General features: G+C 68.2%; 23 protein-coding genes and 1 pseudogene. 9 read left to right on the top strand and 15 right to left on the bottom strand.

Going from position 1 to position 25,549, the window contains the following annotated elements:
- Positions 1 to 618 precede the first annotated feature (618 nt).
- The 6 genes from FZ046_RS14205 to FZ046_RS14180 all read right to left on the bottom strand — a co-directional run bounded on the left by FZ046_RS14205 (position 619) and on the right by FZ046_RS14180 (position 5,736).
- On the bottom strand, positions 619 to 2,604 hold the full coding sequence (locus FZ046_RS14205; RefSeq protein ID WP_246182776.1) for a heavy metal translocating P-type ATPase: 1,986 nt from the start codon (positions 2,602 to 2,604) through the stop codon (positions 619 to 621).
- The gene (locus FZ046_RS14200) at positions 2,601 to 3,002 is read right to left on the bottom strand and encodes an ArsR/SmtB family transcription factor (protein WP_176749521.1); all 402 of its coding nucleotides are present in this window, start codon (positions 3,000 to 3,002) and stop codon (positions 2,601 to 2,603) included. The genes FZ046_RS14205 and FZ046_RS14200 overlap by 4 nt, the downstream gene beginning before the upstream one ends.
- Before the next feature lie 17 nt (positions 3,003 to 3,019).
- Positions 3,020 to 3,988, bottom strand: coding sequence for a sterol desaturase family protein (locus FZ046_RS14195; RefSeq protein ID WP_256277769.1), 969 nt, complete (start codon positions 3,986 to 3,988; stop codon positions 3,020 to 3,022).
- A 47-nt stretch (positions 3,989 to 4,035) separates the two neighbouring features.
- Complete coding sequence (locus FZ046_RS14190) at positions 4,036 to 4,749, bottom strand: helix-turn-helix domain-containing protein (protein WP_246183041.1); 714 nt, start codon at positions 4,747 to 4,749, stop codon at positions 4,036 to 4,038.
- Between the two features lie 88 nt (positions 4,750 to 4,837).
- Entirely contained in the window at positions 4,838 to 5,398 is a 561-nt protein-coding gene (locus FZ046_RS14185) for an RES domain-containing protein (RefSeq protein ID WP_070352248.1), read from the bottom strand.
- Positions 5,395 to 5,736, bottom strand: a complete 342-nt coding sequence (locus FZ046_RS14180) for an antitoxin Xre/MbcA/ParS toxin-binding domain-containing protein (RefSeq protein WP_070352249.1) — start codon at positions 5,734 to 5,736, stop codon at positions 5,395 to 5,397. The genes FZ046_RS14185 and FZ046_RS14180 overlap by 4 nt, the downstream gene beginning before the upstream one ends.
- A gap of 87 nt (positions 5,737 to 5,823) precedes the next feature.
- Between FZ046_RS14180 and FZ046_RS14170 the strand changes: the two genes are divergently transcribed.
- Positions 5,824 to 6,975: a hypothetical protein gene (locus tag FZ046_RS14170; protein ID WP_070352250.1), complete on the top strand. Its 1,152-nt coding sequence runs from the start codon at positions 5,824 to 5,826 to the stop codon at positions 6,973 to 6,975.
- Positions 6,976 to 7,959: 984 nt separating this feature from the next.
- Positions 7,960 to 8,667, top strand: coding sequence for a hypothetical protein (locus FZ046_RS14160; protein ID WP_176749520.1), 708 nt, complete (start codon positions 7,960 to 7,962; stop codon positions 8,665 to 8,667).
- Between the two features lie 89 nt (positions 8,668 to 8,756).
- Here the strand turns inward: FZ046_RS14160 and FZ046_RS14155 are convergent, their stop codons facing one another.
- The 8 genes and pseudogenes from FZ046_RS14155 to FZ046_RS14125 form a co-directional block, all read right to left on the bottom strand.
- Positions 8,757 to 10,895: a heavy metal translocating P-type ATPase gene (locus FZ046_RS14155; RefSeq protein ID WP_099045854.1), complete on the bottom strand. Its 2,139-nt coding sequence runs from the start codon at positions 10,893 to 10,895 to the stop codon at positions 8,757 to 8,759.
- 73 nt (positions 10,896 to 10,968) lie between these two features.
- A complete protein-coding gene (locus FZ046_RS14150) occupies positions 10,969 to 11,301 on the bottom strand; it encodes a metal-sensitive transcriptional regulator (protein ID WP_070352252.1) in 333 nt (110 codons plus the stop codon).
- A 61-nt stretch (positions 11,302 to 11,362) separates the two neighbouring features.
- Complete coding sequence (locus FZ046_RS14145) at positions 11,363 to 11,557, bottom strand: YHS domain-containing protein (RefSeq protein WP_456093936.1); 195 nt, start codon at positions 11,555 to 11,557, stop codon at positions 11,363 to 11,365.
- Between the two features lie 101 nt (positions 11,558 to 11,658).
- Positions 11,659 to 13,926 (bottom strand): heavy metal translocating P-type ATPase, encoded by a 2,268-nt coding sequence (locus tag FZ046_RS14140; RefSeq protein ID WP_070352254.1) that lies wholly within the window; start codon positions 13,924 to 13,926, stop codon positions 11,659 to 11,661.
- A 43-nt stretch (positions 13,927 to 13,969) separates the two neighbouring features.
- A pseudogene (locus FZ046_RS14135) lies at positions 13,970 to 14,907 on the bottom strand (heavy-metal-associated domain-containing protein).
- The gene (locus FZ046_RS14130) at positions 14,904 to 15,122 is read right to left on the bottom strand and encodes a heavy-metal-associated domain-containing protein (protein ID WP_070352255.1); all 219 of its coding nucleotides are present in this window, start codon (positions 15,120 to 15,122) and stop codon (positions 14,904 to 14,906) included. The pseudogene FZ046_RS14135 and the gene FZ046_RS14130 overlap by 4 nt, the downstream one beginning before the upstream one ends.
- 166 nt (positions 15,123 to 15,288) lie before the next feature.
- The gene (locus FZ046_RS27430) at positions 15,289 to 15,441 is read right to left on the bottom strand and encodes a hypothetical protein (protein ID WP_170292436.1); all 153 of its coding nucleotides are present in this window, start codon (positions 15,439 to 15,441) and stop codon (positions 15,289 to 15,291) included.
- A gap of 70 nt (positions 15,442 to 15,511) precedes the next feature.
- On the bottom strand, positions 15,512 to 16,306 hold the full coding sequence (locus FZ046_RS14125; protein ID WP_070352308.1) for an alpha/beta fold hydrolase: 795 nt from the start codon (positions 16,304 to 16,306) through the stop codon (positions 15,512 to 15,514).
- 536 nt (positions 16,307 to 16,842) lie between these two features.
- On the opposite strand from FZ046_RS14125, the gene FZ046_RS14120 reads away from it, so the two are divergent.
- From FZ046_RS14120 to FZ046_RS14095, 6 genes are all read left to right on the top strand, one after another.
- Complete coding sequence (locus FZ046_RS14120) at positions 16,843 to 17,442, top strand: TlpA disulfide reductase family protein (RefSeq protein WP_149484363.1); 600 nt, start codon at positions 16,843 to 16,845, stop codon at positions 17,440 to 17,442.
- 76 nt (positions 17,443 to 17,518) lie between these two features.
- Positions 17,519 to 18,925: an IS1380 family transposase gene (locus tag FZ046_RS14115; RefSeq protein WP_070356442.1), complete on the top strand. Its 1,407-nt coding sequence runs from the start codon at positions 17,519 to 17,521 to the stop codon at positions 18,923 to 18,925.
- Between the two features lie 270 nt (positions 18,926 to 19,195).
- On the top strand, positions 19,196 to 19,936 hold the full coding sequence (locus FZ046_RS14110) for a cytochrome c biogenesis CcdA family protein (RefSeq protein ID WP_099045859.1): 741 nt from the start codon (positions 19,196 to 19,198) through the stop codon (positions 19,934 to 19,936).
- Between the two features lie 161 nt (positions 19,937 to 20,097).
- Positions 20,098 to 20,475 (top strand): BlaI/MecI/CopY family transcriptional regulator, encoded by a 378-nt coding sequence (locus tag FZ046_RS14105; RefSeq protein WP_014805646.1) that lies wholly within the window; start codon positions 20,098 to 20,100, stop codon positions 20,473 to 20,475.
- Positions 20,476 to 21,055: 580 nt separating this feature from the next.
- The gene (ctaD, locus tag FZ046_RS14100) at positions 21,056 to 22,801 is read left to right on the top strand and encodes an aa3-type cytochrome oxidase subunit I (RefSeq protein ID WP_070352258.1); all 1,746 of its coding nucleotides are present in this window, start codon (positions 21,056 to 21,058) and stop codon (positions 22,799 to 22,801) included.
- A 32-nt stretch (positions 22,802 to 22,833) separates the two neighbouring features.
- The gene (locus tag FZ046_RS14095; protein ID WP_070352259.1) at positions 22,834 to 23,385 is read left to right on the top strand and encodes a hypothetical protein; all 552 of its coding nucleotides are present in this window, start codon (positions 22,834 to 22,836) and stop codon (positions 23,383 to 23,385) included.
- Positions 23,386 to 23,439: 54 nt separating this feature from the next.
- On the opposite strand, the gene FZ046_RS14090 is transcribed toward FZ046_RS14095, so the two are convergent.
- Entirely contained in the window at positions 23,440 to 24,048 is a 609-nt protein-coding gene (locus tag FZ046_RS14090) for a TetR/AcrR family transcriptional regulator (RefSeq protein WP_070352260.1), read from the bottom strand.
- Positions 24,049 to 24,083: 35 nt separating this feature from the next.
- On the opposite strand from FZ046_RS14090, the gene FZ046_RS14085 reads away from it, so the two are divergent.
- The gene (locus tag FZ046_RS14085) at positions 24,084 to 25,541 is read left to right on the top strand and encodes a hypothetical protein (RefSeq protein ID WP_070352261.1); all 1,458 of its coding nucleotides are present in this window, start codon (positions 24,084 to 24,086) and stop codon (positions 25,539 to 25,541) included.
- The last annotated feature ends 8 nt before the right edge of the window (positions 25,542 to 25,549 follow it).

Genomic DNA, 25,549 nt, shown 5'->3' with positions numbered 1-25,549 from the left:
TTTGTTCTTAAACGTGCCCTGACTCTCGCGCTCGGACCGATACCTCGGGCGAGCCTTCTCGACCAGTAGCGAAGGGGCAGTTTTGTAGATGTAGGCCTCGGTACTGGCAATGACTCACTTAGAGGTCGATGTCGCGTCCGACTTTGCGTGCGCGAGCCCAGCTGATCGCGCGCTCGCTCAGCCACACAAGCGTCAGTGGGACGACCTCGATTCCAGATTGAGCGTTGCGCCTTCAGGGACAGCCACACTCCGTCTGTCGACCGATTGCTCCGCGTAACCGGGAAGTAGACGGCGCAGCGCGGTGGCCGCGATTTGGTGAGCAATGGCGGGGAGCGTCGTCGTGCCTCTCGACGATAGCTCCGACCGTCTGACCCGCCTGTCGATCGGTGCTGCGTTGTTCGCCCGACTAGTTCCTTGAGGTGTTCCCGAAACAAAACGCAAACCGCCCCCGGAGTGTCCTCCGGGGGCCGTTCTACCTAGTAGCGGGGACAGGATTCGAACCTGCGACCTCTGGGTTATGAGCCGGCCGGTCCTAGTCTCTGAGCGGGCACCTTGTTGCCCTGCCGCAGCTCAACCGCCTCAGCAAGTCTTGAAAGAGAGTCAGCGTTCCGCCCGGTCTCACGCTTCTCGCACTGTTTCGTTCACAAATCCGTTCACAAGCTCAACGCCTCTGCGCAAACCCTGTAGCTGGCCGACCTCGGCCAGCGGTGTGGTGCGTCCGGCGCGCACCCCGTTGGCGATGACCACGATCTCGGCGAGTTCGTGGACGAGCACCACGGCGGCCAGCCCGAGCACACCGAACAACGCCAGCGGCACCAACGCCATGATCAGCCCCAGGGACAGGCCGACGTTCTGCAGCATGATCCGCCGCGCCCGCCGGGCGTGGCTGAACGCTTGGGGCAGGTGGCGCAGGTCTTCGCCCATCAACGCCACGTCGGCGGTTTCGATGGCCACGTCGGTGCCCATCGCGCCCATCGCGATCGCCAGGTCGGCGGTGGCCAGCGCGGGAGCGTCGTTAACGCCATCACCGACCATCGCGGTGGGCCGCTGGGCACGGAGCTCCTCGATCAGCCGCGCTTTGTCCTCGGGGCGAAGCTCGGCGTGCACCGCGTCGATCCCAACGTCGCGGGCCAAAGCCGCCGCGGTGGCCTGGTTGTCGCCGGTGAGCATCGCGACGTGGTAGCCGTCGCGGCGCAGCTGGGCGACCACCTCGGCGGCCTCGGGCCGCAGCTCGTCACGCACGGCGATCGCCCCGATCACCTGGCCGTCGTCTTCGAGGAGGACCGCGGTGGCCCCGGCCTGCTGCATCCGCGCGACCTCACCGGCGAGCGCACCGGGGTCGAGCCAGCCGGGGCGACCCAGACGAAGTGTGTGCCCGTCGCGACGTCCGGTGAGCCCGGCACCGGTCACAGCTTCGACATCGGTGGCCGGGGTGACGTCATCGACGGCGGCGAGGATCGCCGCGGCCAGCGGGTGCTGGCTGCGCGCTTCCAGAGCCGCCGCCACATCCAGCACCTGGGCGCGGGTGGCGCCGCCGGTGGTGGCCACGTCGATGACCGCGGGCCGGTTCGCCGTCAGCGTGCCGGTCTTGTCCAGCGCGACGCCGCGGATCCTGCCCAGCCCTTCCAGTGCAGCACCGCCCTTGACCAGCGCGCCGAGCTTGCTGGCGGCGCCGATGGCGGCCACCACGGTGACCGGCACCGAGATCGCCAGGGCGCACGGTGAGGCGGCGACCAACACCACCAGGGCCCGTTCGATCCAGGTCGCCGGGTCGCCGAGCAGGCTGCCGATCCCCCCGATCAGCCCGGCGGCGATCATGATGCCGGGCACCAGAGGTTTGGCGATGCGGTCAGCCAAGCGTTGAGAGGCGCCCTTGCGGGACTGCTCGGCCTCCACGATGCGCACGATGCGGGCCAGCGAGTTGTCCTCGGCGGTGGTGCTGACCTCCACCTCGAGGACCCCGGTGCCGTTGATCGACCCGGCGAACACCTCATCACCGTGCCCGACCTCCACCGGAACCGACTCGCCGGTGATCGCCGAGACATCCAGCGCGGTGCGACCGTGACCGACGATGCCGTCGGTCGCTACACGCTCACCGGGCTTGACCAGCATCCGGTCACCAACCCGCAAAGCCGCAGCCGCAACCACTTCTTCACCACCGTCACGCAGCACGGTGGCCTCGTCGGGGACCAGCGACAACAGCGCCCGCAGACCGCGGCGGGTGCGGGCCAGCGAGTACTCCTCCAGTCCCTCGCTGATGGAGAACAGGAAGGCCAGCATCGCGGCCTCACCGACCTCGCCGAGGATCACCGCACCCACCGCGGCGATGGTCATCAGCGTGCCCACGCCGATTTTGCCCTTCGCCAGCCGCTTCAGGGTGGACGGCACGAAGGTGTAGGCGCCGGCCAGCAGCGCCACCGCTTCCAGCGCCGAGACGACCGGCTCGGGCGCGTCGAGGAACCCGGCGATCACCGCGGCCAGCAGGAACACCCCCGACAGTGCAGCGAACTGCAGTTCGGTGATCTGCCAGAGCCGCTCGGGCTGACCCTCCAGCTCGTCGGCGCCGCGGGGCTCGTCGTTGCCGCAGCCGCACGCATCGCTCACCGCCGAACCTCCTGCCCGTCAGTCGTCTCGGCGGTGCGGGAGCGGTTGCCGTAGTTGGGGCACAGCGCCACCTTGTTGCCGGTGGCGGCCAAAAGGGTTTCGGCTGCGGCGAGCAGATCGAGCAGCTCGGGGCGGGTCAGCGAGTAGAACACCTGCCGGCCCTCAGGGCGGCCGGTCACCAGGCCGCAGTCCCGCAGACACGCCACATGGGCCGACACGGTGGACTGGGCCAGCCCCAGCTCGCCGATCAGGTCGACCACGCGGGCCTCCCCGTCAGCCAGGCGGCGCACGATCGCCAACCGCGCCGAGTCCGAAAGACTGTGAAACAGCGCCACCGCGGCGTTCGAATTCTCCGAGGTGGCGCCGGTGAGGCAGCCATCCGTATTATTCATCGCCATGTGACGATGATAGCCGGTCAGCAACGATACTTCGAGGCGGGGTCGGAGGTCTGCGGGGCGCCGGTCAACGTCGCCCCCGTGGTGTCTTTCAGGGCGCAACCCCCGCCGCGGGTGAACGGGTAGACCATCTGGCGCAGGTAGCCGCTGGGGTAGTCGGGTTTGGCGGCCATGCCCAGCTGGGTGGAGTCGAAGCGGCGGGCGGGGTCATAGGAGTAGGTGCGCATCAGGTGGTCCCACACCAGGGTGAACAGCCCGAAGTTGACGTCGCCAATACCGGCCCATTTGAGGTGGTGGAAGCGGTGGCCTTCGTTGAGGGCCAGCACGTAGTTCGCGGGTCCGATGCAGTAGTCGGCGTTGGAGTGCTGCAGCAGCAGCTGGATCGCCACGGCCAGCGCCAGGACGGAGGCCAAGTTGACGGGCAGCCCGATCAGGATCAGCGGTGCGACGCCGGCGGCCATCTCCACGGTTTGGTGCAGCGGGTGTTTCATCAGGCCGTTGAGGCCGTAGAAGCGGGTGATGCTGTGGTGCACCGCGTGGAAGCGCCATAGCACCCCGATCTTGTGACTGGCCAGATGCACCACGGTGATCCCGAAGTCGGCGACCAGGATCGCGGTGAGGACCTGTACGACGAAAGGCCAGTTGTGCGGCCACCACTGGGGTGCGGGGACGATCGCGGCAAGCAGCGGGATCGCGGCGACGCTGGCCAGGATGAGGGTTTCGTTGACCGCGACGTGGATGCGGTCGCGGGTGGTGTCGGCGCGGTCGTGGTTCCACCGCGGGTCATACGGGATGATCCGCTCCACCACGAACGCCGTCGCGATCGCCACCGCCAGAATAGCCAGCAGCCAGTACTTGGGTGCGCCGGCGGCGGCGACGGCGATCCCCGCACCGTTGAGACCGATCAGCATGAACGGCACGTAACCGTAGCGGGCCACCACCTGGACCGCGGTTCTCGTCGTCGATGTCGGAGAAGAAGTCATACTCATGCAGTGATCGTCGCTGCCGCCGCCGTGGTAGCGCTTGAACGATTCGGCTACCCGTTGTCGAGATCCCAGGAGACGTGCCGACTCAGCGCCGAGGGCGGCAGGCCGAACATCTCACGGGTAGTCCGGGTGAGATGGGCACTGTCGGCGAACCCAGCGCCGTGCGCCGCGCCGGTCAGGTCATCACCGGCCTGCACCCGGACGATCGCGGCCCGCAACCGCGACCACAACACGTAGCGACGGAGCGGAATGCCGACGTGCTCGGTGAACAGATGGGTCAACCGGCTCGCCGAAAGGCCAACCAGGGAAGCAAGTTCGGTGCCGCTGATCGGTCCCGCCGCCACCAGGTCGGGCAACAGTCGCAACGCGTCATCGACGGCGGGATGCCGTGACGTCGCGTCATCGTCGGCGCTGGCGGGCGCCAGATGCGCGATCAGCTCGTCGACCACCACGGTCAGCACTCGTCGCCGGGTGAAGGTCAGCACCGGGGTGACGGTCCACCCGCAGCGCACGGCACGGAAGTGCGCGGCCCGTCCCGGCGCGGATTCCGGTTCCAGGAAGATCACCGTGCCCTCCCGGGCGCCGACCTCGATCCGGTGCGGGGCGTCGGCGGGCACGACGACCTTCGTCCCGACGTAGCGTGCACCGTGCTCGCCGAGCACCGTCAACTCCGTTGTCGCGGTGACGATCTGAACGGCGTGGTGCGCATGGGCATCAGTGGAACCGATCGATCCGGTGAAGGCCAAGACTCCCGGTCGCAGCAGCGCCGCCCCGCCCCAGCGCGGTTCGGCGGCTGCCGCCTCACCGCCAGGCGGTCCTTGGCGGTGCTGTTCGGTCGCCGTGGGTTCGGTATTAGGGGTCACGTAGTTGTCGGTACAGGGTTGGTGTCAGGTCTTCGCTGTGGCTGATTTGGAGTTGGCCAGGGCGGGTGCGCTGTTCGTAGGCGGTGATGACCAGGCCGACTCCACCGGCCGCCGGCACAAGTACTCCTTGCACGTGAAGAAACCACGCGGCATGGCCCACCGCTTGGCAGGCCGACCAATCGTCGCCGTAGATGTCGTCGTCTTCGAGCCCCACCGCGTCACGCGCTTCGGCGGTGGTCAGATCCAGAACCGCCATGTCGGTCGCTTGAATGGTGTGCAGCCGGTAGCGGGCTTGGAGCATCTGCTCGGGTGTCGTCGATGCGGCCTGGGCGGCGCGTTCCACTTCAACCATGCACGCTTGCGCGGAATCGGCCAGATAAATCGCCGAGAACAGCAATGGCGGATTCCATCTCCCGCCGAATCTGCGCGCCCCCTCCCCCGACAACGGCTCACGATGGGCGCCGGTGTAACGGAAGCAGGTGCCCGACCACTGCACGGTGCCACGCGCATCGATGCGCTGCACCAGCTCTTCGTCGAGCCCATTGCTCACACGAAGATCCCTTCGGCCATGGCGTCGATGAGCGCCAAGACGCGCTGGTACTCACCGTCGCGCACCAGGTCAGCGGGCTTGCCGTGCGCGAGTAATCGGTTTGGCGAGAACATCCAGACGTTGGCCTGATCGCGGGGAAGGACCTCGGCCAAGGCGTCGGCGACGTAGGCCAGTTCGATGAGTCGTTGCTTGTTGAGGCGTTGCGGGACAACTTGACCTGAAGTCCAGCGCGCCACTGACCGCGCCGAGGCATCGACGATGCCGCCAACCTCTTCGTAGGTCAATCCCAAGCGCTCGATCGCACTCGACACGGTCGAGGCGAGCGCACTAGTTCCCATATTGTCTGCCTGTCTTCCTTTTGTCAGCCACTATGTCATGTATTCTGTCATGAAACGACGCCTGAGGCGAGAGGACGTTTCACCACGATGGGCATTCAGTTTCGGCTCGGACCAAATGACCACAAACCGGTGGAAGACTTCTTGTCCCGCGAACACACCGGCACTGACGCCATCACCCTCGACACCAAGGCGGCGCGCCACCAGGGAGCTGCTGCTGCCGCTGCCATCGAAGCTGGCTTACAGGTGTACTGGGAGCCCGCAGCGGAGCGGCTGGCCGAGGCGGGTTTCGGCCTCGACAAGCTACCTTTGTGGACCGGCCAGCCTTACCACATCGACCACCTGTCCGCCGACCAAGCGGCACGGGCAGCGCTGGTCGCCTTGACTGTCGAGAAGCACCCCGCCCTTGTCACGCACGTCACCGCCCCGCACTTCTACGTGACCGACGAGCGCACGGCACGCCTCAACGTCGATCTTGCCGAACGCACCCGGCTAGCCGTCGGCGAAGACAAACCCACTCGAGCGGTGGTCACGGTCTCGACCACCGCACTGGGCCGTATCGGCATCGACCTTGCCGCCGAGTACGCCAGCGCAGGGATCGGCCACATCGAGATCCGCCTATCCCCCTTCGGCGGCGACGACGAAGGCATCCGGAAAATCCGAACCGCCTTCGCGATGCTCGACCAGTTTCGCGAACACGACCTCAACGTCACGCTCGGACTGTCGGGCAACATCGGCCGCGCCGCCCTGGCCATGGGTCACGCCGACGCCTACTCAGTCGGCGTAGGAATGCTCGAGAAGGTCAACCACGCCCAGACGATGGCCCGTTACCGCAGGGCTCCCGACCCGGACAAGGATCAAGGCGGCGGTGCCGCTGGCGGTATCTACCTACCTCGGCTCGGAGCCACGGTGCCGGCGAAGGCTGCCCGACAGCTGTTGAGCCATACCGATATTCGCACTCGTGTCGGATGCCGAATCGGATCGTGCCGCAACAGTGTGACCGGACCCCTTGATGATCGCCGAGCGCACTACCTGCATTCCCGTGCCAGCGAGGTCGCCGAGATGCTTCGTCGCCCCGCCCCTTGGCGTGGCGCAATGGAAATCGACCGTCTGAACGAAGCCATCGGACTGCGCGACCGCGTCAACGAGCACTACCTCAGCGACGACGTACACAAGCTGGGCACACGCACTCTGCGGAGCCTGGTCGACGAGATTGAACACGAACAACAGCAGGCCTCTTGACCTGTCGGCGAGCGACGAGTTGTCCGCGAGTTAATCTGCCCCTGCGGCCCGTCGTCGTGAAATCGTGGTCTAGCAAGCCGCCGATCCCAACCAGATGAGGCATCACCGTGGAGATCCAGACACCCGGACCGAGGAGCACCACGCCGCGCGGGGGTTCGCGCTCCGACTGGGTTCGAGGTGTGCCCCTCGGCCACATCTCTCAGCCGGCACGCGCAGCACGATATAGCGCAACGGGGCGAACGGTTGGCTAGCGAGTAACACGCCCTCGCGCCTCTCGACGATCGTCCACTCGCCGAACCCCCGGAGCGACGAGTAGGCGTGGTCCGCCCACGTGCACCAATGTGCCTTCGGTCGACCACGTGCACGTGTCCACGGCTAATCGGGCCACGGCCGCGAGCCGGGGACGGGCGCCCGGAGGACGGTTCAGCCGAAGCTCGCCATACTGAGTTCGACGAGACGCTCTCTCGCTTCGGCGGCGATCTGCTGCCTCTGCTCGATACCGGCACGATCGCCTACGACTGCGCCAGCGGCGAGTTGGTCGATGATGTCGCTGACACTCTGGGCGTTCGCGAAGCGGTTCGTGTTGGTCCCAGCGAAGTCGATTTGGTCGCAAATTCGTCAGTCATCGTCGGTGACCTCCCAGTGGTTTCAGCCCGATAGGAGTGCGGCCGGACGGACCGGGCTACGTACATCGAACTTCAACCCGTTGGGGTCGATGCGGAACCGCTGCAGCCGTACGCGAAGCAAGCATAGTGGTTTTACGTAGCTAGATAGTAAATCCGTGAGCCGTTCAGGGACTCCGACTTTGGGTGCTGATCGGCAACCTAGACGGTCGACGGGGAATCGGCGCTGCATCCACCCCCCCGGCTTGATGGGCGCTCGAGGTCGAGATGGTGCGATGGCGGGTGACGGAGCAATCTCGTTCGGGTTGAGATGTGATGTCGCCCGGTCGCTGGATGGGACGCTGCTGTCATCATCGGATGGGTGGCAACCAGGACGGCGGCGAAGACCGACAGCAGGCTGGCGGCGCGTCTCGCGGCACTCGCATCGCTGGGCGCTTCCACCATTCACTTCGCCGTGGTGCCGAACCACTGGCAGGAGTGGACACCGGCCGGGTTGTTCTTCGTGTCGATCGCAGTCTTTCAGCTGGTGTGGGCGCGGGTCGTCCTCGTCCGATCGACGTGGCCGGTGCTCGCGGCCGGCGTCCTGGTGAACCTCGGCGGGATCGCGCTGTGGGCGGTGTCTAGAACCGCTGGGGCTCCGTTCGGTCCGCACGCGGGGCAACCCGAAGTGGTTCAAGCCGCAGACCTCTGCGCGCTGCTGCTGCAGATCTACGTCGTGATGGGCGCCGGTTGGGTCTGGCATCGCGGCTTGCGCGGGGAGCCGGTGCCGGGGTTCGCCAGTGCGGTGATTCTCATGGGCGCATTCGGTGTGGTGGCGCTGGCGTCGACGGTGGGTGTCGCATCGGGTGTGCGTCACGGCCACGGCGTCGCAGAGGGCGGCGGTCACCACGGAACGAGCGCGCAGCACGCGGACGGCCCCGACGCTCATCACTCCGAGTCGGTCGATCCGATCGAAGAGCGGGTCGGCGTGCCGGCCGCTCCGGTACCGGTGCGTGCACCGCTCGATGGCCCGGTCCCGGTGGCGGAGCCGTCGGAGGACTCCCACGGTGATCACGATCACGCCGAGTGACATGTGAGTCTGCCTGTGCAGCCGAGCTTTCGGCCGAACAGGCGATGGGTGACCGTCCCGAGGTTGGTGCAACTATCGCGCTGGCAGTCTTAGCGATCGAGAACAGCGTGTGTACTCGCCTCCGGGGTCAGGTCAAGGCGCCGGAGCAGCTGGGCGTTCAGTGCCACCACGATCGTGGACAAGGACATCAGGATGGCGCCGACAGACATGGGCAGGACGAACCCGATCGGTGCGAGCACGCCAGCGGCCAGCGGCACGGAAATGAGGTTGTAGCCGGCACCCCACCAGAGGTTCTGCTTCATCTTGCGGTAGGTGGCGCGGGATAGTTCGATGACCGAGAGCACCGAGCGCGGGTCCGAGCTGGCGAGGATGACACCGGCGGAGGCGATCGCGACGTCGGTGCCGGCGCCGATTGCGATGCCGACGTCGGCCTGCGCCAGCGCGGGCGCGTCGTTCACGCCGTCGCCGACCATGGCGACCTTCTTGCCCTCCTGCTGCAGGGCGGAAACCTTGGAGGCCTTGTCTTCCGGTCGGACGCCGGCGAAGACGCGGTCGATGCCGAGTTCGGCGCCGACGGCGTTCGCGACGGCCTCGGCGTCACCGGTGATCATGACGACTTCGATGCCGAGCTTGTGTAGGGCGTCGACGGCTTGGCGGGATTCGGGGCGGACCTCGTCGGCGAGGCGGAGACCGCCGAGCACGACGCCGTCACCGACGACGTGCAGGATGATCGCGCCCTCCTCGCGCCACGCGGCCGCGGCACCGACTTCCGCTGCGTCGATCTCGTCGAGCAGGCGTGGGCCGCCCACGCGGATGCCGCGACCCTCGACCGTGGCGGTGACACCGACCGCCGGGGAGGACGAGAAGCCCGTGGCGGCGGGGACGGTGAGTCCGCGGTCCTGCGCGGCTCTCACGATGGCCCGTGCCAGGGGGTGTTCACTGTCGGTCTCGGCGGCGGCGGCGAGCGCGAGCACGGCGTCGCCGTCGAGGTCACCGGTGGCGTCGATCGCGGTCACGGTGGGTTCGCCCTTGGTGAGCGTGCCGGTCTTGTCGAATAGCACGGCGTCGACGGTGCGCATGGCCTCTAGCGCGAGGCGGTCCTTGATCAGCACACCGCCACGGGCGGCGCGCTCGGTGGCGATGGACACGACCAGGGGTATCGCCAACCCCAGAGCGTGGGGGCACGCGATGACCAGGACGGTGATCGCGCGGACGACGGCGGCGTCGGGGTCTCCGATGATCGACCACGCGACGGCCGTGATGGCGGCGGTCACCAGGGCGAACCAGAACAGCCACCCGGCGGCGCGGTCGGCGAGTCGCTGGGCACGCGAGGACGAGTTCTGCGCTTCGGTCACCAGACGTTGGATTCCGGCCAGGGCGGTGTCGTCGCCGGTGGCGGTGATCTCGACCCGCAACCCGGAGTCGGTGGCGACGGTGCCAGCGGTCACGGCGTCACCGACGCCGCGGGCCACCGGCCGGGATTCACCGGTGACCATCGACTCGTCCATGTCGGCTCGTCCGTCGACGATTCTGCCGTCGGCGGGGACGCTGCCGCCGGGTCGGACGATCACGAGGTCGCCGACGTGCAGGTCGGCCGGTGAGACGGTGACGGTTCGGTCGCCGTCGACCTTCTCGGCCTCGTCGGGAAGCAGCGCCGCCAAAGAGTCCAGCGCGGAGGTCGTCTGCGCCAGGGAGCGCATCTCCACCCAGTGCCCGAGCAGCATGATGACGATGAGCAGCGCCAGTTCCCACCAGAATTCGAGTTCGTGGTCGAGCAGGCCCAGGCTCGCACCCCAGGACGCGACGAAGGCGACGGTGATCGCCAGTCCGATCAGCAGCATCATTCCCGGTTTGCGGGAACGGATTTCGCTGACCGCGCCGGTGAGGAACGGGCGTCCGCCGACGACGTACATGAGCGTGCCCAGCAACGGCGCGATCCAGCGGGCACCGGGGACGTCGGGGACCTGGTAGCCGACCAGCATGGCGAACATGGTGGAGAGCGCCACGACCGGGACGGCGATGATCAGGTTGATCCAGAACAGTTTCCGGAACTGAGCGACGTGATCGGCCCCGTGCCCGGCGTGACCCCCGTGTCCGGCGTGACTCCCGTGTCCGGCGCGACCGGTCCCCGACTGGTGATCATCGGCCGGTCGGGCACCGGGGTCGCCGTGGTGGCTGTGCGCCACGCCGTGGGATGTCGCCACGGCGTGGTCATCGTGGTCTGTCATGATCGTTCTCCTTGCAGACGTTTAAGGTGTCGGCGTCGATACGGGGTGGCCGATTCGGTGCCGCCGGAATGGGTCAGGAGCGCACCAGCCGGGCGATCGCGGCGGACGCCTCGCTGAGTTTGGCGTCGGCGGCTGAGCCCCCGACGACCGCGGCGTCGCGCACGCAGTGCCGCAGATGGTCGTCGAGCAGCGCCAGCGCCACTCCTTGCAGGGCTTTGGTCAACGCATCGGTTTGGGTGAGGATGTCGATGCAGTACCGCTCCTCCTCGATCATCCGGCTGATGCCGCGAGCCTGGCCTTCAATCCGTTTGAGCCGCTTGAGATACTTGTCCTTCTCGGTGATGTAGCCGTGGTGGTGCACCGGATCCGGTGTCGAGGCGTTCTCGCCGTCCTGGGCTGAAGTCATGTCGAATCCTCTGCGGTCGTTGTGTTTCCGGGCGCTTCGGCGCAGCGGCGCAGTGATGGTGTCATGCCGCGCCGGCGTACTTGTCGGGGTCGCGGTCGAATCGCGGCCCGCATCCCCGACAGCAGAACCAGTACCGTCGACCGCGGTAGTCCCGGAACAGGCCGGCGGCTTCCGCCGCCGTCGTGTCGACCGGCGTGCCGGGCATCACCGGACACGTCGTCGCGTCGCCCGCGGGGGCGAGAAGGTTCCTCCCCACGAGCTGATGCCCGGCCCGTGGAATTCGTGAGGATCTACCGCCGCAGCAGCTGGACGCGGCGGTCTCGTTGTCGGACACGGGTTCTCCTCGGTGTGGGGGATCTAGCGGGTGGGGCTCGTGGACGTGGAAGTGAAGCCACGCAGGCGCAGGCTGTTGCCGACGACGAAGACGCTGGAGAACGCCATCGCCGCTCCGGCGAGCATGGGGTTGAGCATGCCGAGGGCGGCGATCGGTATCGCGGCGACGTTGTAGGCGAAAGCCCAGAAGAGGTTCGTCTTGATCGTCGACAGTGTCGCGCGGGACAACCGGATCGCGTCGACCGCGCTGCGCAGGTCGCCGCGCACCAGGGTGATATCGGAGGCCTCGATGGCGACGTCGGTTCCGGTGCCCATGGCCAGCCCGAGGTCGGCCTGTGCCAGCGCGGGGGCGTCGTTGACGCCGTCACCGATCATCGCCACGGTCTTGCCTTCAGCTTGCAGGCGGGCGATGACGTCGAGTTTGTCTTGGGGCATGACCTCGGCGATCACGGTGTCGATGCCGACTTCGTCGGCGATGCGTCGGGCGACGGTTTCGTTGTCGCCGGTGAGCAGTACCGGTGTGAGGCCGATCGCGCGCATTTGTGAGATCGCCTGCGCGCTGGTCGGTTTGACGGTGTCGGCGACGACGAGTATGCCGCGGGCCTCGCCGTCCCAGCCGACGGCGACCACGGTCTTCCCGTCGGCTTCGGCGTCGGCTTTGCGCTGCGTCAGAGTCGGGCTGAGGTGTTGGGCCCAGTCGGCGAGCAGTGACGGTCGTCCCACGACGACGGCGTGCCCGTCGACGATGCCCTGCACGCCCTTGCCTTCGACGTTGGCGAAGTCCTCCGGTGTGGGCAGTGTTCCGAGTTCCCGTGTCGCCGCGGCGGCGACGGCCTGGGCGATGGGGTGCTCGGAGGCGTTCTCCAGCGCTCCGGCGAGCACCAGCAGTTGGGTCCGGTCGGTTCCCTCCGCGGCGAGGACGTCGACCAGGGCCATCGTGCCGGTGGTGACGGTTCCGGTCTTGTCCAGCACGACGGTGTCGACTTTGCGGGTCGACTCCAGGATTTCGGGTCCTTTGATCAGGACGCCCATCTGCGCGCCTCGGCCGGTGCCCACCAGCAGCGCGGTCGGGGTCGCCAACCCGAGGGCGCACGGGCAGGCGATGACCAGGACCGCGACCGCTGCGGTGAAGGCGGCGGCCACGGGGTATCCCGCTCCCAGCCACGCACCGAGGGTGATCACCGCGACGGCGAGCACGATCGGCACGAAGACACCGGAGATGCGATCGGCCAGGCGCTGGACGTGGGCCTTGCCGGTTTGGGCGTTCTCGACCAGCAGGGCCATCTGTGCCAGCTGGGTGTCCGCCCCGACACGCGCCGCGCGCACGACCAGTCGCCCACCGGCGTTGACCGTCGCACCGACGACGGTGTCACCGGGACCGACCTCCACGGGCACGGATTCACCGGTCAGCATCGACGCGTCGACCGCCGAGGTCCCCGAGATCACCGCGCCGTCGGTGGCGATCTTCTCCCCCGGACGCACGACGAACTCATCGCCCACCGCCAGCTCCTCCACGGCGATCTTCGATTCGACCCCGTCGCGCAAGACGGACACCTCCTTGGCGCCCATGTCCAGTAACGCCCGCAGCGCCGCACCGGCCTGTCGTTTGGACCGCTTCTCGAAGTAACGACCGGCGAGGATGAACGTCGTGACGCCGGCGGCGACTTCGAGGTAGATGTTCGCGGCGCCGTCGGATGGCGCGAGGGTGAGTTCGAAGGGGTGCTTCATCCCTGCGACGCCGGCGGTGCCCAGGAACAGCGCGTAGAGCGACCAGAGGAAGGCCGACAGGGTGCCCAGGGAGATCAGCGTGTCCATCGTCGCCGTGCCGTGCCGCAGGTTGGCGAAGGCGGCGCGATGGAACGGCCAGGCCGCCCACACGATGACGGGTGCGGCCAGTGCCAATGAGGCCCACTGCCAGTAGGTGAATTGCAGCGCCGGGATCATCGCCAGCGCGACGACCGGCACCGACAGCAGCACCGACCCGGTGAGACGCTGGCGCAGCGCGAGCATGTCGGGGTCATCGGTCTCGTCTGTGTCCTCGGCGGGCGCAGGCTGCTCGGGCGTCGGTAGCGCGGCGGTGTACCCGGCCTTCTCGACTTCGGCGATCAGCTGCGCCGGGTCGTAGCCGCCGGGCACCGTGACGGAGGCCTTCTCGGTCGCGTAGTTGACGGTGGCCGCCACACCGTCGAGCTTGTTGAGGCTGCGCTCGATGCGGTTGGCGCAGGAGGCGCATGTCATGCCGCTGATTCGCAGCTCGACGGTCGGGCCGGACACCGGTGTTGATGTCGTCATGGGTGCCAATCCTTTTCAGAGTTCCGGATGGGGCGGAAGGGTGTCAGTGCCCACCGTCGTGCGAGGGTTCGGGTGGTGGCGGGGTGGTGTCGCCGCGCGCGGCGTCGACGACGAACGCGGCGGTGTGCACCGTGTCGTCGATCTGGAAGTCGAGGTAGAGCAGGTAGCGCCCGGCAGTCGGCGCGGTCGCGGCGAACGTCACCGCGGGCCCGCCGGTGCGACCCGGTGCGGGTTCGGCGTCTTCGGGGTGCACGTGCAGGTACGCCAGGTCTCCGTCGCGCAGCGCGACGAGGTGTCCGAACGCCCCGAGGTAGGGCTGCAACGTCGTCACCGGCTGACCGTTTCGCGTGATCGTGGCCGTCAGTGTCCGCGAGACGCCCGCGGTGAGCGCGCCGTCGAGTCGCACGGTGTACCCCGCGACCTCGTCGACGGTGCGGGTGGTCACCGGCGGTGCCGGGATGACCTCGCCGGCCACCTCGACGGTGCGGCTGAGGGTGACCTTCGCACTGTCCGCCGCTGCCGGCTGGAAGTCGGCGAACACGCGGTAGGTGCCGGCGGCGTTCCAGGTCCACGGTGTCGACCACGTGCCGCCGTCCCGGTCCAGGGTCGGGTGCACGTGTGCGAAACGCGTTCCGTCGAACGGACGACGATGAGATGCAGCTGCTTGTCGTGCACGCTGGCGTAGTCGAGCAGCGGCTCACCCGCCGGGTCGGCGATGGTGAAGCTCAGGGCGCCGCGTTCCCGCGGCGTGCGGGGCGCGCGCACCGCGCTGAGCGCGTATCCGTTCTGGGCGAGCGACAACCCCGCCGGCACCGTTCCGGTCTGTTCCGCGGCGGGTAGCGCCGAGTTCGCTTCGGGTCGGTGACCGCGTTGTTGCGTGGCCTCGCGGTCGGGGGCGATGGCCTCGGCGGTGGTGTAAGACGCGGTGAACGCCACCACCTGCCCCGTCGCGAAGGCGGCCAGTCGGCCTCCGGCGTTCACGCGACCCGCACCGCCGAGTAACCGGCGTCGTCGACGGCGGCGAGGATCGCGGCGTCCTCGACGGGTGCGCCGAGGGTCACGGTGAGCGTCCCCGTCGCGACGCTGACCTCGACGTCCTGGACCCCGGCGACGGCACCGACCTCCTCGCGCACCGACTGCTCGCAGTGCCCGCACGTCATCCCCGAAACGGTGTACTCACGTGTGTTGACGTCCATCGTCGATCCTTTCCCTCGATACCCCCATGGGGTATTTCAATCGCCAGCATATACCCCCCTGGGGCATATGGCAAGGTCCGTGATCGGCGCCCCGCGTCACACCCGGTGGGCGCCTGGCCGTGTGTATAGCCCCGGCGGTGTTCGGCTTCGGATGTCGCGGCGTACGTCAGCCGCAGCAGCGCGTTTGCCGGGTGCGCCCTTTCGCGGCGTGCCCTCTCGGCGCTCCGCCGAGGGCGCACACGACGACGCATTTCGCGATCGACCGGGCGGTCGGGCTGTCGATCATCCGACGCAGCGTGGTCTTCACCGTCATGTTCATCGAGACCTCATTCAGTTTGTAGGAGGCACCCGTGACGGGTGCGGGGGGAACTCCTCCGGTTGCGTTCCGCTCACGGGGCGAGGAAGGCTTTGGCGACGTCGGTCCACGTCTTGACCTCGTCGACGGTGTGGGCGACGCGCAACGTCGCACGCGGCATCAGCCGCGCCAGTTCTCGGGCCGTGGCCAGCGGGTGCTGCGGATCGTCGGCCCAGGCGAGGATCAGCGTGGGCGCATCGATCGTCGCCAGCGCGGCCGGGGCGGGCAGATCCGACCCCGCCACCCCGCGCAGTGCCGCCGCGGCGACCTCGTCGCCGACGTCCGGTGAGAAACGTCCGGGTGGATAGTCGGCGAAGATGGGCAGCGGCGGCGCCTGTGCCCATCGCTGGCGCCACGCCGACGCTCCGATGTCGTCGATCTCGTCGGCGGTGTCGAGATACCACTGCCGGACAGGGCGATTCCCGCCCTCCCACGCCGCGGGCGGGATCAGCAACACCAGTCGCCGGAAGCGCTGCGGCGCGACCAGGGCCGCGTACAGCGCGGCGGCGGCGCCCAGTGACGATCCGGCGAAGTCGACCGGCTCCTCGAAGCCCGCTGCGGTCAGCAGATCGAGCAGGTCGACGCCGGCCTGCTCGAAGGTGTAGTACTCGGGTTGAGGCCGTCCCGTCGAGCGACCGTGACCGCGCTGGTCGTAGAGCAGCAGCCGGCGGCCGTCGGCGATCGCCTCCACGTCGAGGATCCCCAGCCCCCGCACGGCGGCGCGACTGAGCAGGACCCCGTGCGCGTAGGCGACGGGTGGGCTGCCCGTGCCGCTGACCTGATACGCGATGGCCGCGCCGTCGGCGTAATGGAAACGGTCCTCGGTCATCGCGTCGCTCATACCCTCCCTTATACCCCCCACCGGTATCTGTGCAGTTGGCGGCGTCGCCCCAGCGTGGGCATCGGGGTGACGCATCCGGAGGGCCGCATCGGAAGCGACACCGCCGCCGCCGCGGCTGCGATGGTGGCTCGACGTGACGAACACCGGTGCCATCCTTTCGCGATCGGAGCCCGATGCGGTTAGTTCCGGCGTCAGTGTATTACGTTTCTGCGTAGTAGATGCGTATGCGAAGTGGCCGACGCGAGGTGGACTCGCTGCGAGATCCGGCGAATTTGCAATGTGGTTCACCAATAGGCATTCTCGGCTTTTGGTGCCTAGGTGCCTTGGTGCCTAGGTGTCGGGTGGACGGTTCCAGACGGCCCGACCAATCGGCGGAGAATGACGGCGACACGCACCGCTGCGGCGACTGGTCGAGAACAGGACCGCTCCCCGGTGCCGATCCGACCTGCGACTCCCGCCACCTACTATCCCAAGTAGTACTGTTTAGATGCGCAGTCAATGGTCGGGCGACGTTGGGAGCCGGAATGAGAGCACGTGGTCGCGTCGTCGTGTGCAGCGTGCTGGTCGCGGCGATCGCGGCCGCGGCGGGGTGCTCCACCGGCAGCGGTGCCGTCACTCAAGGCGGCTCCTTCGACTTCGTCTCCCCCGGCGGACGAACCGACATCCTTTACGACCAGCCGGACCAGCGTGGCCGACCGGGGGCGATCGCGGGGCCGGACCTGTCCGCTCCGGCCCGCACCCTCACCGTCGACACCGACTTCGCCGGGCAGGTGGTGATCATCAACGTGTGGGGGCAGTGGTGCGCGCCGTGCCGCACCGAGGCTCCCGAGCTGCAGCAGATCTACCAGGATAATCGCGCGCGGGGTGTCACCGTGGTCGGTATCGACGTGCGCGACAACGACATACAGACCGCCGTCGACTTCGTCACCGATCGCCGCATCACCTACCCGTCCATCTACGACCCCGCCATGCGCACCCTCATCGCGTTCGGCGGCAGATATCCGACCAGTGTGGTCCCGTCGACGATCGTGCTGGATCGCCGCCACCGCGTCGCGGCGGTATTCCTGCGTGCACTACTAGCCCAGATTTTTCGCGGATTCTCGCTTGTGGTGGTGTGTAGATAAGCGAAAGTGCCTGTCCTGCAAGGGATAATTGGACTTCTCTAAGGTTCAAGTATTCCTACGGGAAGGCACTTCGCAGGTGAAGAATATCGCGGCCGCATCGCGGGTGAAAGTGTCGGCTGACGGCCGTGGTGTCGTGTCGCATGCCGGGATGGGCTTGCTACGTGAACTTGCCGATCTGACCGGGTTATCGGCGCAGGTCACCGCCGCGTTGGCCGACACCTACCGCGGCCCGTGGGTGTACGCGCCCGGGGAGGTTTTCGCTGATCTGGCGGCCGCGATTGCTGACGGCGCCGATTGCATCGACGGTGTCGGGCAGTTGTGCGGCGACCGTGAGCACGTGTTCGGCGCGAAAGCCTCGACGACCACGATGTGGCGGTTGATCGATGAGCGGATCGACGCCGCGCACCTACCCGCGGTGCGGGCGGCTCGCGCCCATGCCAGAACGGCGGCGTGGGCTGCAGGCGCTGCCCCCGCGGTCAGACGATGGCTGCATATCGACATCGATGCCACCCTGGTGATCGACCACTCCGACAACAAGACCGGCGCCACACCGACCTGGAAGAAAACGTTCGGGCACCATCCGCTGCTGGCGTTCCTGGACCGACCGGAGATCGCCGGCGGGGAAGCCCTGGCCGGGATGCTGCGCACCGGCAACGCCGGCTCCAACACCGCCAGTGACCACGTCATCGTCTTGGAGCAGGCACTGGCATCCCTGCCCGCCCGGTGGCGGCCCGACCCCACTCGTGGCGATGATCCAGACCGACCACAGGTGTTGGTGCGCTGCGACACCGCCGGGGCCACCCACCGGTTCGCCGATGCCTGCCGCGAGCAGGGGGTGGGGTTCTCCTTCGGCTACCCCGTCGATGCCCGGGTGCAGGACGCCGTGGACACCCTCAACATCGGCCAGTGCTGGTATCCGGCGATCGACACCGACGGCGGCATCCGCGACGGCGCCTGGGTCGCCGAAGCCACCGACCTGGTCAACCTCTCGACATGGCCGCCCGGCACCCGGCTGATCCTGCGCAAAGAGAGACCGCATCCCGGCGCGCAGCTGCGGTTCACCGACGCCGACGGCATGCGGGTCACCGCGTTCATCACCGACACACCACCCGGTGTCATACCCGGCCAAGTCGCCGGTCTGGAACTGCGCCACCGCCAGCACGCCCGCGTCGAGGACCGCATCCGTGAACTCAAAGCCACCGGCCTACGCAACCTGCCATGCCACAGCTTCTGGGCCAACGCCGCATGGCTGGAAATCGTGCTCGCCGCCGCCGACCTGGTCACCTGGACCCGCCTCATCGGTTTCGGTGACCAACCCCCGCTGGCCCGCGCCGAGATCACCACCTTCCGCTACCGAGTCCTGCACGTCGCGGCCCGCATCACCCGCGGCGCCCGCCAACAACGGCTGCGCATCGACGCCACCTGGCGGTGGGCCGCCCAGATCGCGACCGCCTGGCAGGCCATCCGCACCGCCTTCGGATAGCACCAGGCCCACCCGACCCACCAATCAGAAAGACCAGGCCCCAGGAAAGCCCGTCCCACCCGGCGACACGGGATACCCCTCCACATCGCTACGCAGAAAGCCCCATCCAGCAACACAATTCAGCGGCAGAACGGCCCGGCATCAATTCGATGCAAAATCGAGGCTAGCCGACGACCTGCAACCGCTCGTCGAGCGCCTCGCCGACGAGCCGCCGGCCGGATCGTGAACGGCCTCGGGCAGTTCGCCGTCACGGGCCCGCTGATCCTGGCCATGGCGTTGAGCATGGTCGCGGGATCGGTCTCGTTCGCCTCGCCGTGCGTCGTGCCGCTGGTACCGGGCTACCTGTCTTACCTGGCGGCGCTGGTCGGTGTCGAGCAGCGCTCGTCCGGTCCTGGTTCGGGTTCTGCGAGCGGTACACCGTCGCCCCGGTTCCGAGTCGCCGGGGCGGCGGCCTTGTTCGTCGCCGGATTCAGTGCGGTGTTCATGCTGGGCACTCTGGCGGTCTTCGGAATGACGACCACCCTGCTCGGCAACCAGGTGCTGCTGCAACGCCTGGGCGGAGCGGTGACCATCGTGATGGGACTGGTGTTCGTCGGAGTCCTCCCGTTACTGCAGCGCGACATCCGCTTCGCACCACGACGGGTCACCACCCTGGCCGGGGCACCGCTGCTCGGGGCGGTGTTCGGACTGGGTTGGACGCCGTGCCTGGGCCCCACCCTGACCGGTGTCATCGCCGTCGCTTCGGCGACCGACGGCTCCAGCGTCACCCGCGGAATGCTCCTGGTGGCCGCTTACTGCCTCGGCCTGGGTTTGCCCTTCGTCGTTCTGGCCTTCGGTTCCGCTCGCGCCATGCGGGGACTGGGCCTGCTGCGTCGACACGCCCGCACCGTTCAGCTGATCGGCGGGACGCTGATGATCATCGTGGGCGCGGCGCTCCTGACCGGGCTCTGGGGCGATTTCGTGGCATGGGTGCGTGACGCGTTCGTCTCCAACGCGGTGCTCCCCGTCTGACCGCGCCACCACCCCGCGGCGTTCACGCCCACCCGAAGCGCGACGGCGAGCACCGGCCCGAGGCGTCGTCGATACACCGTCGCGCACTACGTAGCTTGTTAGTATTGACGTCGACACCGGGTAGACGCCGGATCGGCCGGCGTCCTGATGAGGAGCGTCTCTTGCGCATCGACGGTTTCGGCCAACTCGAGGCCACCATCATGAACCGGATGTGGAGCCGGGACCCGTCGGCCGCGGTGACCGTTCGCGACGTCCTCGTCGAACTCAGCGCCGAGCGGGACATCGCCTACACGACGGTCATGTCGACGATGGACAACCTGCACACCAAGGGCTGGCTGGGTCGGGAGCGTCACGGCAGGGCCTACCGCTATCACGCCACGATGACGCGGGAACAACACAGCGCCCACCTCATGAGGGCTGCACTGGCCGGCGGCGGGCGGCCCGACCTCGTGCTCAAGTACTTCGTGGAACAGATGGGTAACGACGAATCGGAGACCATCCGCCGCGCCCTGCGCCGAGTGTCCCGCAGCAGACGGTAGAGAGGTCGAGCGCCCTGCGGGACGGACGTGTCGATCGACCGCGCAGCCGGCATTCCGATCGTGGTGGAATCGAACGTCACGGCGACTCCGACGAATCGAACTCGTTCACCCACCTGCGAGACACCTACTGGGTTTCTCAGTAGATTGGGAGCAGTCGCCGGCGTGCCGCAGGCTGCGGGTCAACCCAGGCCCTGCAGACGGCGACGAGAGGCCGGACCGTCTGCCCCCTGCCGGTCCGGCCTCTTCCCTCACGGATCACCCCAATGCAGCCGACACCTGGATCCACCCGCAGCGTGCCGGGCGAATCGATTCAGCCCCGCGGCCCACGGCATGCGACGACGCGGCCGCGGGTGGCACGAACCGCCGAACGTCGTCGGTTGCGGGGACGCACTCGGCGACCAACCCGCGCGACGTTGCGGGCTTCCACACACGCTCAGCCGACTTACTACTATCCATATCAGTACTTAGCGATATAGTAGAAATTCCGGTGGTGTTCATCGCGCGTGACGGCATGCGAGTCCGGCGCTGCGACGGTCGGCACTTATGCGACGCTGTCTCGTTCACGACTCGGAGGTCCCCGTTGGTAGCCGAAGCGCCTGCACTCGGAGAACTGGAGGTACGTCGCCCGTTCCCGGCGCGGCTGGGCCCCAAGGGCAATCTGATCTACAAGCTGGTGACGACGACCGATCACAAGGTGATCGGCATCATGTACGTCGTCGCGTGTTTCGCGTTCTTCTTCATCGGCGGTCTGATGGCGCTGCTCATGCGCGCCGAGCTGGCGCTGCCGGGACTGCAGTTCCTGTCCAACGAGCAGTACAACCAGCTGTTCACGATGCACGGCACGGTGATGCTGCTGTTCTACGCGACGCCCATCGTGTTCGGCTTCGCCAACCTGGTGCTCCCGCTGCAGATCGGCGCGCCCGACGTGGCGTTCCCGCGTCTGAACGCGTTCTCCTTCTGGCTCTTCCTCTTCGGCGCGACGATCGCCATCGCCGGCTTCATCACCCCCGGCGGCGCCGCCGACTTCGGCTGGACGGCGTACTCGCCGCTCACCGACGCCATTCACTCGCCGGGCGCGGGGGCGGATCTGTGGATCATGGGACTCATCGTGGGTGGTCTGGGCACCATCCTGGGCGCGGTCAACATGGTCACCACGGTGGTGTGCATGCGCGCCCCCGGCATGACGATGTTCCGGATGCCGATCTTCACCTGGAACATCCTGGTGACGTCGATCCTGGTGCTGTTGGCCTTCCCGCTGCTGACCGCGGCGCTGTTCGGGCTGGCCGCCGACCGTCACCTGGGCGCGCACGTCTACGACCCCGCGAATGGCGGGGTGTTGCTGTGGCAGCACCTGTTCTGGTTCTTCGGGCACCCCGAGGTCTACATCATCGCGCTGCCGTTCTTCGGCATCGTCTCCGAGATCTTCCCGGTGTTCAGCCGCAAACCGATCTTCGGTTACACCACACTGATCTACGCGACGCTGGGCATCGCGGCGCTGTCGGTGGCCGTGTGGGCGCACCACATGTACGCCACGGGTGCCGTGTTGCTGCCGTTCTTCAGCTTCATGACGTTCCTCATCGCGGTGCCGACGGGCATCAAGTTCTTCAACTGGATAGGCACGATGTGGAAGGGGCAGTTGACGTTCGAGACACCGATGCTGTTCTCGGTCGGCTTCCTCGTGACGTTCCTCCTCGGTGGCCTGTCCGGCGTGCTGTTGGCCAGCCCGCCGCTGGACTTCCACGTCACCGACTCGTACTTCGTGGTCGCGCACTTCCACTACGTGCTCTTCGGCACCATCGTGTTCGCCACCTACGCGGGCATCTACTTCTGGTTCCCGAAGATGACCGGCCGCCTGCTCGACGAGCGCCTCGGCAAGCTGCACTTCTGGCTGACGTTCATCGGCTTCCACACCACGTTCCTGGTCCAGCACTGGGTCGGTGACGAGGGCATGCCGCGCCGCTACGCGGACTACCTGCCGTCGGACGGTTTCACGACGCTGAACATCATCTCGACGATCGGCGCCTTCATCCTGGGCATCTCCACGCTGCCGTTCGTGTGGAACGTGTTCAAGAGCTGGCGCTACGGCGAACCCGTGGTGGTCGACGACCCGTGGGGCTACGGCAACTCGCTGGAATGGGCGACCAGTTGCCCGCCGCCTCGGCACAACTTCACCGACCTGCCCCGAATCCGTTCCGAGCGGCCCGCTTTCGAGCTGCACTACCCGCACATGGTCGAACGGATGCGCGCCGAAGCACACGTCGGACGCGCCCATGGACCCGCTGACGGCGACGTGACGCGGATCGACGACGTCGACGTCCGCACCTAAGTCGTCGAACTCCCACCGACTGCAGGAGGACGATGCTCGCCGATTTCGAACTCGCGGAGGTGATCTGGGACGTCGCCGAGCCGGGTTTGTCCCTCGAGGACCGGGACACGCTGTGCGCGGCGTTTCACACCTGCGAACCGATTCTGGCGATGTGCGCGGCGCTGCGCGCGGTGGCACGCACCCGGATCCGGTTGCCGGCGAACGTGTTCGAGGAGTTCCGGTCGTGGCTGGCCGCCGTGCCGCCGTTGCGACCGACGGATCGGTGGCTGTCCGCGTGGTTGGAGGTGCACGTGTTGGCCTCGCAGGTCCGGCCGTCGAGCGACCGCCTGACGCCTATCGGGGGATACAGCGAGTACACCCTGTGCCGTTTCGTGCTCGCCGGGGCCGGTCTGTCCGGCGATGCCACCCCCGCGGCGCAGGCCGAGGTGATGCGTCGCTGGCTCGCGCACAACCGTCCCGGCCCCGCCCTACGGGCGGACATGCGGACCACGGGGTTCGGCCGCCTCCTCGACGAACAACCGACCCACACCCCCGACGGGGCTGCGCCGGCCCGTCGGCGGCCACCGTGCCCGCCGCCGGTGTGACCCGTGGACCGTCGCAGGTGTACGCAGGAGGGCATTCACCGGAGGTGTGGCGGCTCAGGACGACTCGCCGTCGTGTGGCGCCGAGCCGTTGAGCAGACCGTGCAGGACCAGGTCGATCGTTGCGCGCCGGGCGTGCGGAGCGTCCCAGTCGTGGGCGGCGCGCAGGTGGATGTAACCCCATCCGATCATGTTGAACAGCACGGTGGCGGTGACCGTCGGCGGCATCGGGCGCAGCGATCCGTCGATCGCGCCGTCGCGCAGGAGACGCTCGAACGGTTCGGCGAAGGCGTCGACGACCAGGGCATCGGGTCCGGGCTGGTGGAACACCTCCCCGCGGGCGAGGAACATGCCGGCCAGCAGGTGAAGGTGTTCGTCGGCGGTGGCGCACAGCGCATCGAGTGCGGCCCGCAGGCGCTGTGCGGCGGTGCCGGGTTCCGACAGCGCCGGCAGGATCGCGCGGCGGTAGGTGTCGGCGGCCTGCGCGGTCAGCGCGGCGACCAGCTCCTCGCGGGTGACTCCGCGCCGGTAGACGGTGGCCCGCGACAACCCGGCTTCGGCGCCGATGCGGTCCAGGGTGACGTTCTCCAGGCCCCAACGTGCGACCGCGGCGGCCGTGGCGTCGATCAACGCCTGGTCCGCACCCCGCCCTTGACCCTGCGACATGCGCTCAGCATACTTGAGACATGACAGTCTCATTAATGACCGATGAGTGTCTCGCCGTTCCTCCGGTGCTGGGTTGGGCCGTGCTCACCGGCGGTGCCGTCGCGTTGTTCGCGACGTACTGGGATGAGGCGTGGCACACCGACATCGGCCGGGATTCGGCGTGGATCGCCCCTCACCTGCTGCTGTACGGCGCGATGGCCGTGGCCGGGTCGGCGATCGCGGCGTGGGGGGTGCGCACGTGGTGGACGACGCGGTCGCTGCGCACCGCACTGCGCTACCAGCCCGTGCTGGTGGCCGGTCTGGGTGGCGCGGCGACCCTGGTTGCGGCGCCGATCGATCAGCTGTGGCACGCGCGTTTCGGACGTGACGCCGTGCTGTGGAGCCCACCGCACATGCTGGTGGTGTTCGCCTCCAGCGCCCTCATCGCCGGGCTGATCGCCGGGATGCCTCACCACCGGCGGGCGATGCGCTGCGCGGCGTCGATCCTGTTGTTCGGCAACGCGATCGCCGTGGTCTTCGAGTACGAGACCGACGTGCCGCAGTTCTCCGAGACGCTGTACCTGCCGATCTTCCTGGCGACGGGGCTGGCGGTCGCCTGGGTCGCGCGCGCCGCGGTGCCGGTGCGGGCACCGGTCACGACGATGGTGCTCGGCTACGCCGTGGTGCGCCTCGGGATCGCCGCGGCGCTGGCGGTGCTGGGGCGCAGCGGTCCGGATCTGCCGGTGGCGGTGCTCGGCTTCGCCTTGGTGGATCTGCCGCTGCCCCGCGCGGTGCAGCGCTACGCGGCGGGAGCGGCCGGCGCATCGGCGCTGGCGTGGGCGGCCGCAGCGGCGGGTCTGAGCAGCCAATCCCCCGATGCCGTCACCATTGTGGCGCTGCCCACGATCATCGTGTCCGTGATGGTGGGCGTCGTCGCCGGCGGGTTCGGCCGCCGTGGCGTCGCGGTGGCCGGTGCGGTCGCGGCGGCGATCGTCGTGGCGGTCACGTCCACCCCGGTGCCGGCGCACGCTCACGACCCCGGCCAGGGTGCGCCGCGCGGGCGCATCGAGCTGGTGGCGGACTCCGATGATGCGCGCACGATCTCGCTGCGCGCGACGGTGGCCGACGGGTGCGGGGGGCTCGCGGCGTCGCGTCTGGTGGCGCGGCGCGCGGGGGGCACCGTCAGCGCGGCGCTACGCGCCGAGCCGGGATGCGTCTTCTCGGGGCGGATCGCGGTGCCCACCGAGGGTCGCTGGTTCGTCTACGTCGAGATGCTCCGCGACGGGCAGACCCTCGAGGCGTGGGTGGCGGTGCCCGCCGGGCACAGCGCCCACGTCGCCGAGGTGCGCGAACTGTATGTTCCGGCTCGCGCCGGCAGCGCCGATCGGCCCGTGCAGATCGCCGCGGGAGCGATGCTCTATCTGCTCGGCCTGGCCCTGCTGGTCGCCGGGGCACGCGTCGTGCGCCGGGGACCGGGCGCCGGGCCGACCGGCGGCGTCGTCGCGGCGCGCTGACCGGTGCC

The organism is Mycolicibacterium grossiae (assembly GCF_008329645.1).
Lineage (GTDB): Bacteria > Actinomycetota > Actinomycetes > Mycobacteriales > Mycobacteriaceae > Mycobacterium > Mycobacterium grossiae.
Note: the sequence above shows the minus strand (reverse complement) of the source record. Positions and strands in the feature narration are given on the sequence as shown.

Bases quoted from the DNA above. Each gene is read 5' to 3' on its own strand.
- FZ046_RS14200 (WP_176749521.1), bottom strand. From the start codon at position 3,002: ATGGCGATGAATAATACGGATGGCTGCCTCACCGGCGCCACCTCGGAG.
- FZ046_RS14195 (WP_256277769.1), bottom strand. From the start codon at position 3,988: ATGAGTATGACTTCTTCTCCGACATCGACGACGAGAACCGCGGTCCAG.
- FZ046_RS14180 (WP_070352249.1), bottom strand. From the start codon at position 5,736: ATGGGAACTAGTGCGCTCGCCTCGACCGTGTCGAGTGCGATCGAGCGC.
- FZ046_RS14170 (WP_070352250.1), top strand. From the start codon at position 5,824: ATGGGCATTCAGTTTCGGCTCGGACCAAATGACCACAAACCGGTGGAA.
- FZ046_RS14155 (WP_099045854.1), bottom strand. From the start codon at position 10,895: ATGACAGACCACGATGACCACGCCGTGGCGACATCCCACGGCGTGGCG.
- FZ046_RS14150 (WP_070352252.1), bottom strand. From the start codon at position 11,301: ATGACTTCAGCCCAGGACGGCGAGAACGCCTCGACACCGGATCCGGTG.
- FZ046_RS14140 (WP_070352254.1), bottom strand. From the start codon at position 13,926: ATGACGACATCAACACCGGTGTCCGGCCCGACCGTCGAGCTGCGAATC.
- FZ046_RS14130 (WP_070352255.1), bottom strand. From the start codon at position 15,122: ATGGACGTCAACACACGTGAGTACACCGTTTCGGGGATGACGTGCGGG.
- FZ046_RS27430 (WP_170292436.1), bottom strand. From the start codon at position 15,441: ATGAACATGACGGTGAAGACCACGCTGCGTCGGATGATCGACAGCCCG.
- FZ046_RS14125 (WP_070352308.1), bottom strand. From the start codon at position 16,306: ATGACCGAGGACCGTTTCCATTACGCCGACGGCGCGGCCATCGCGTAT.
- FZ046_RS14120 (WP_149484363.1), top strand. From the start codon at position 16,843: ATGAGAGCACGTGGTCGCGTCGTCGTGTGCAGCGTGCTGGTCGCGGCG.
- FZ046_RS14110 (WP_099045859.1), top strand. From the start codon at position 19,196: ATGGCGTTGAGCATGGTCGCGGGATCGGTCTCGTTCGCCTCGCCGTGC.
- FZ046_RS14095 (WP_070352259.1), top strand. From the start codon at position 22,834: ATGCTCGCCGATTTCGAACTCGCGGAGGTGATCTGGGACGTCGCCGAG.
- FZ046_RS14090 (WP_070352260.1), bottom strand. From the start codon at position 24,048: ATGTCGCAGGGTCAAGGGCGGGGTGCGGACCAGGCGTTGATCGACGCC.
- FZ046_RS14085 (WP_070352261.1), top strand. From the start codon at position 24,084: ATGACCGATGAGTGTCTCGCCGTTCCTCCGGTGCTGGGTTGGGCCGTG.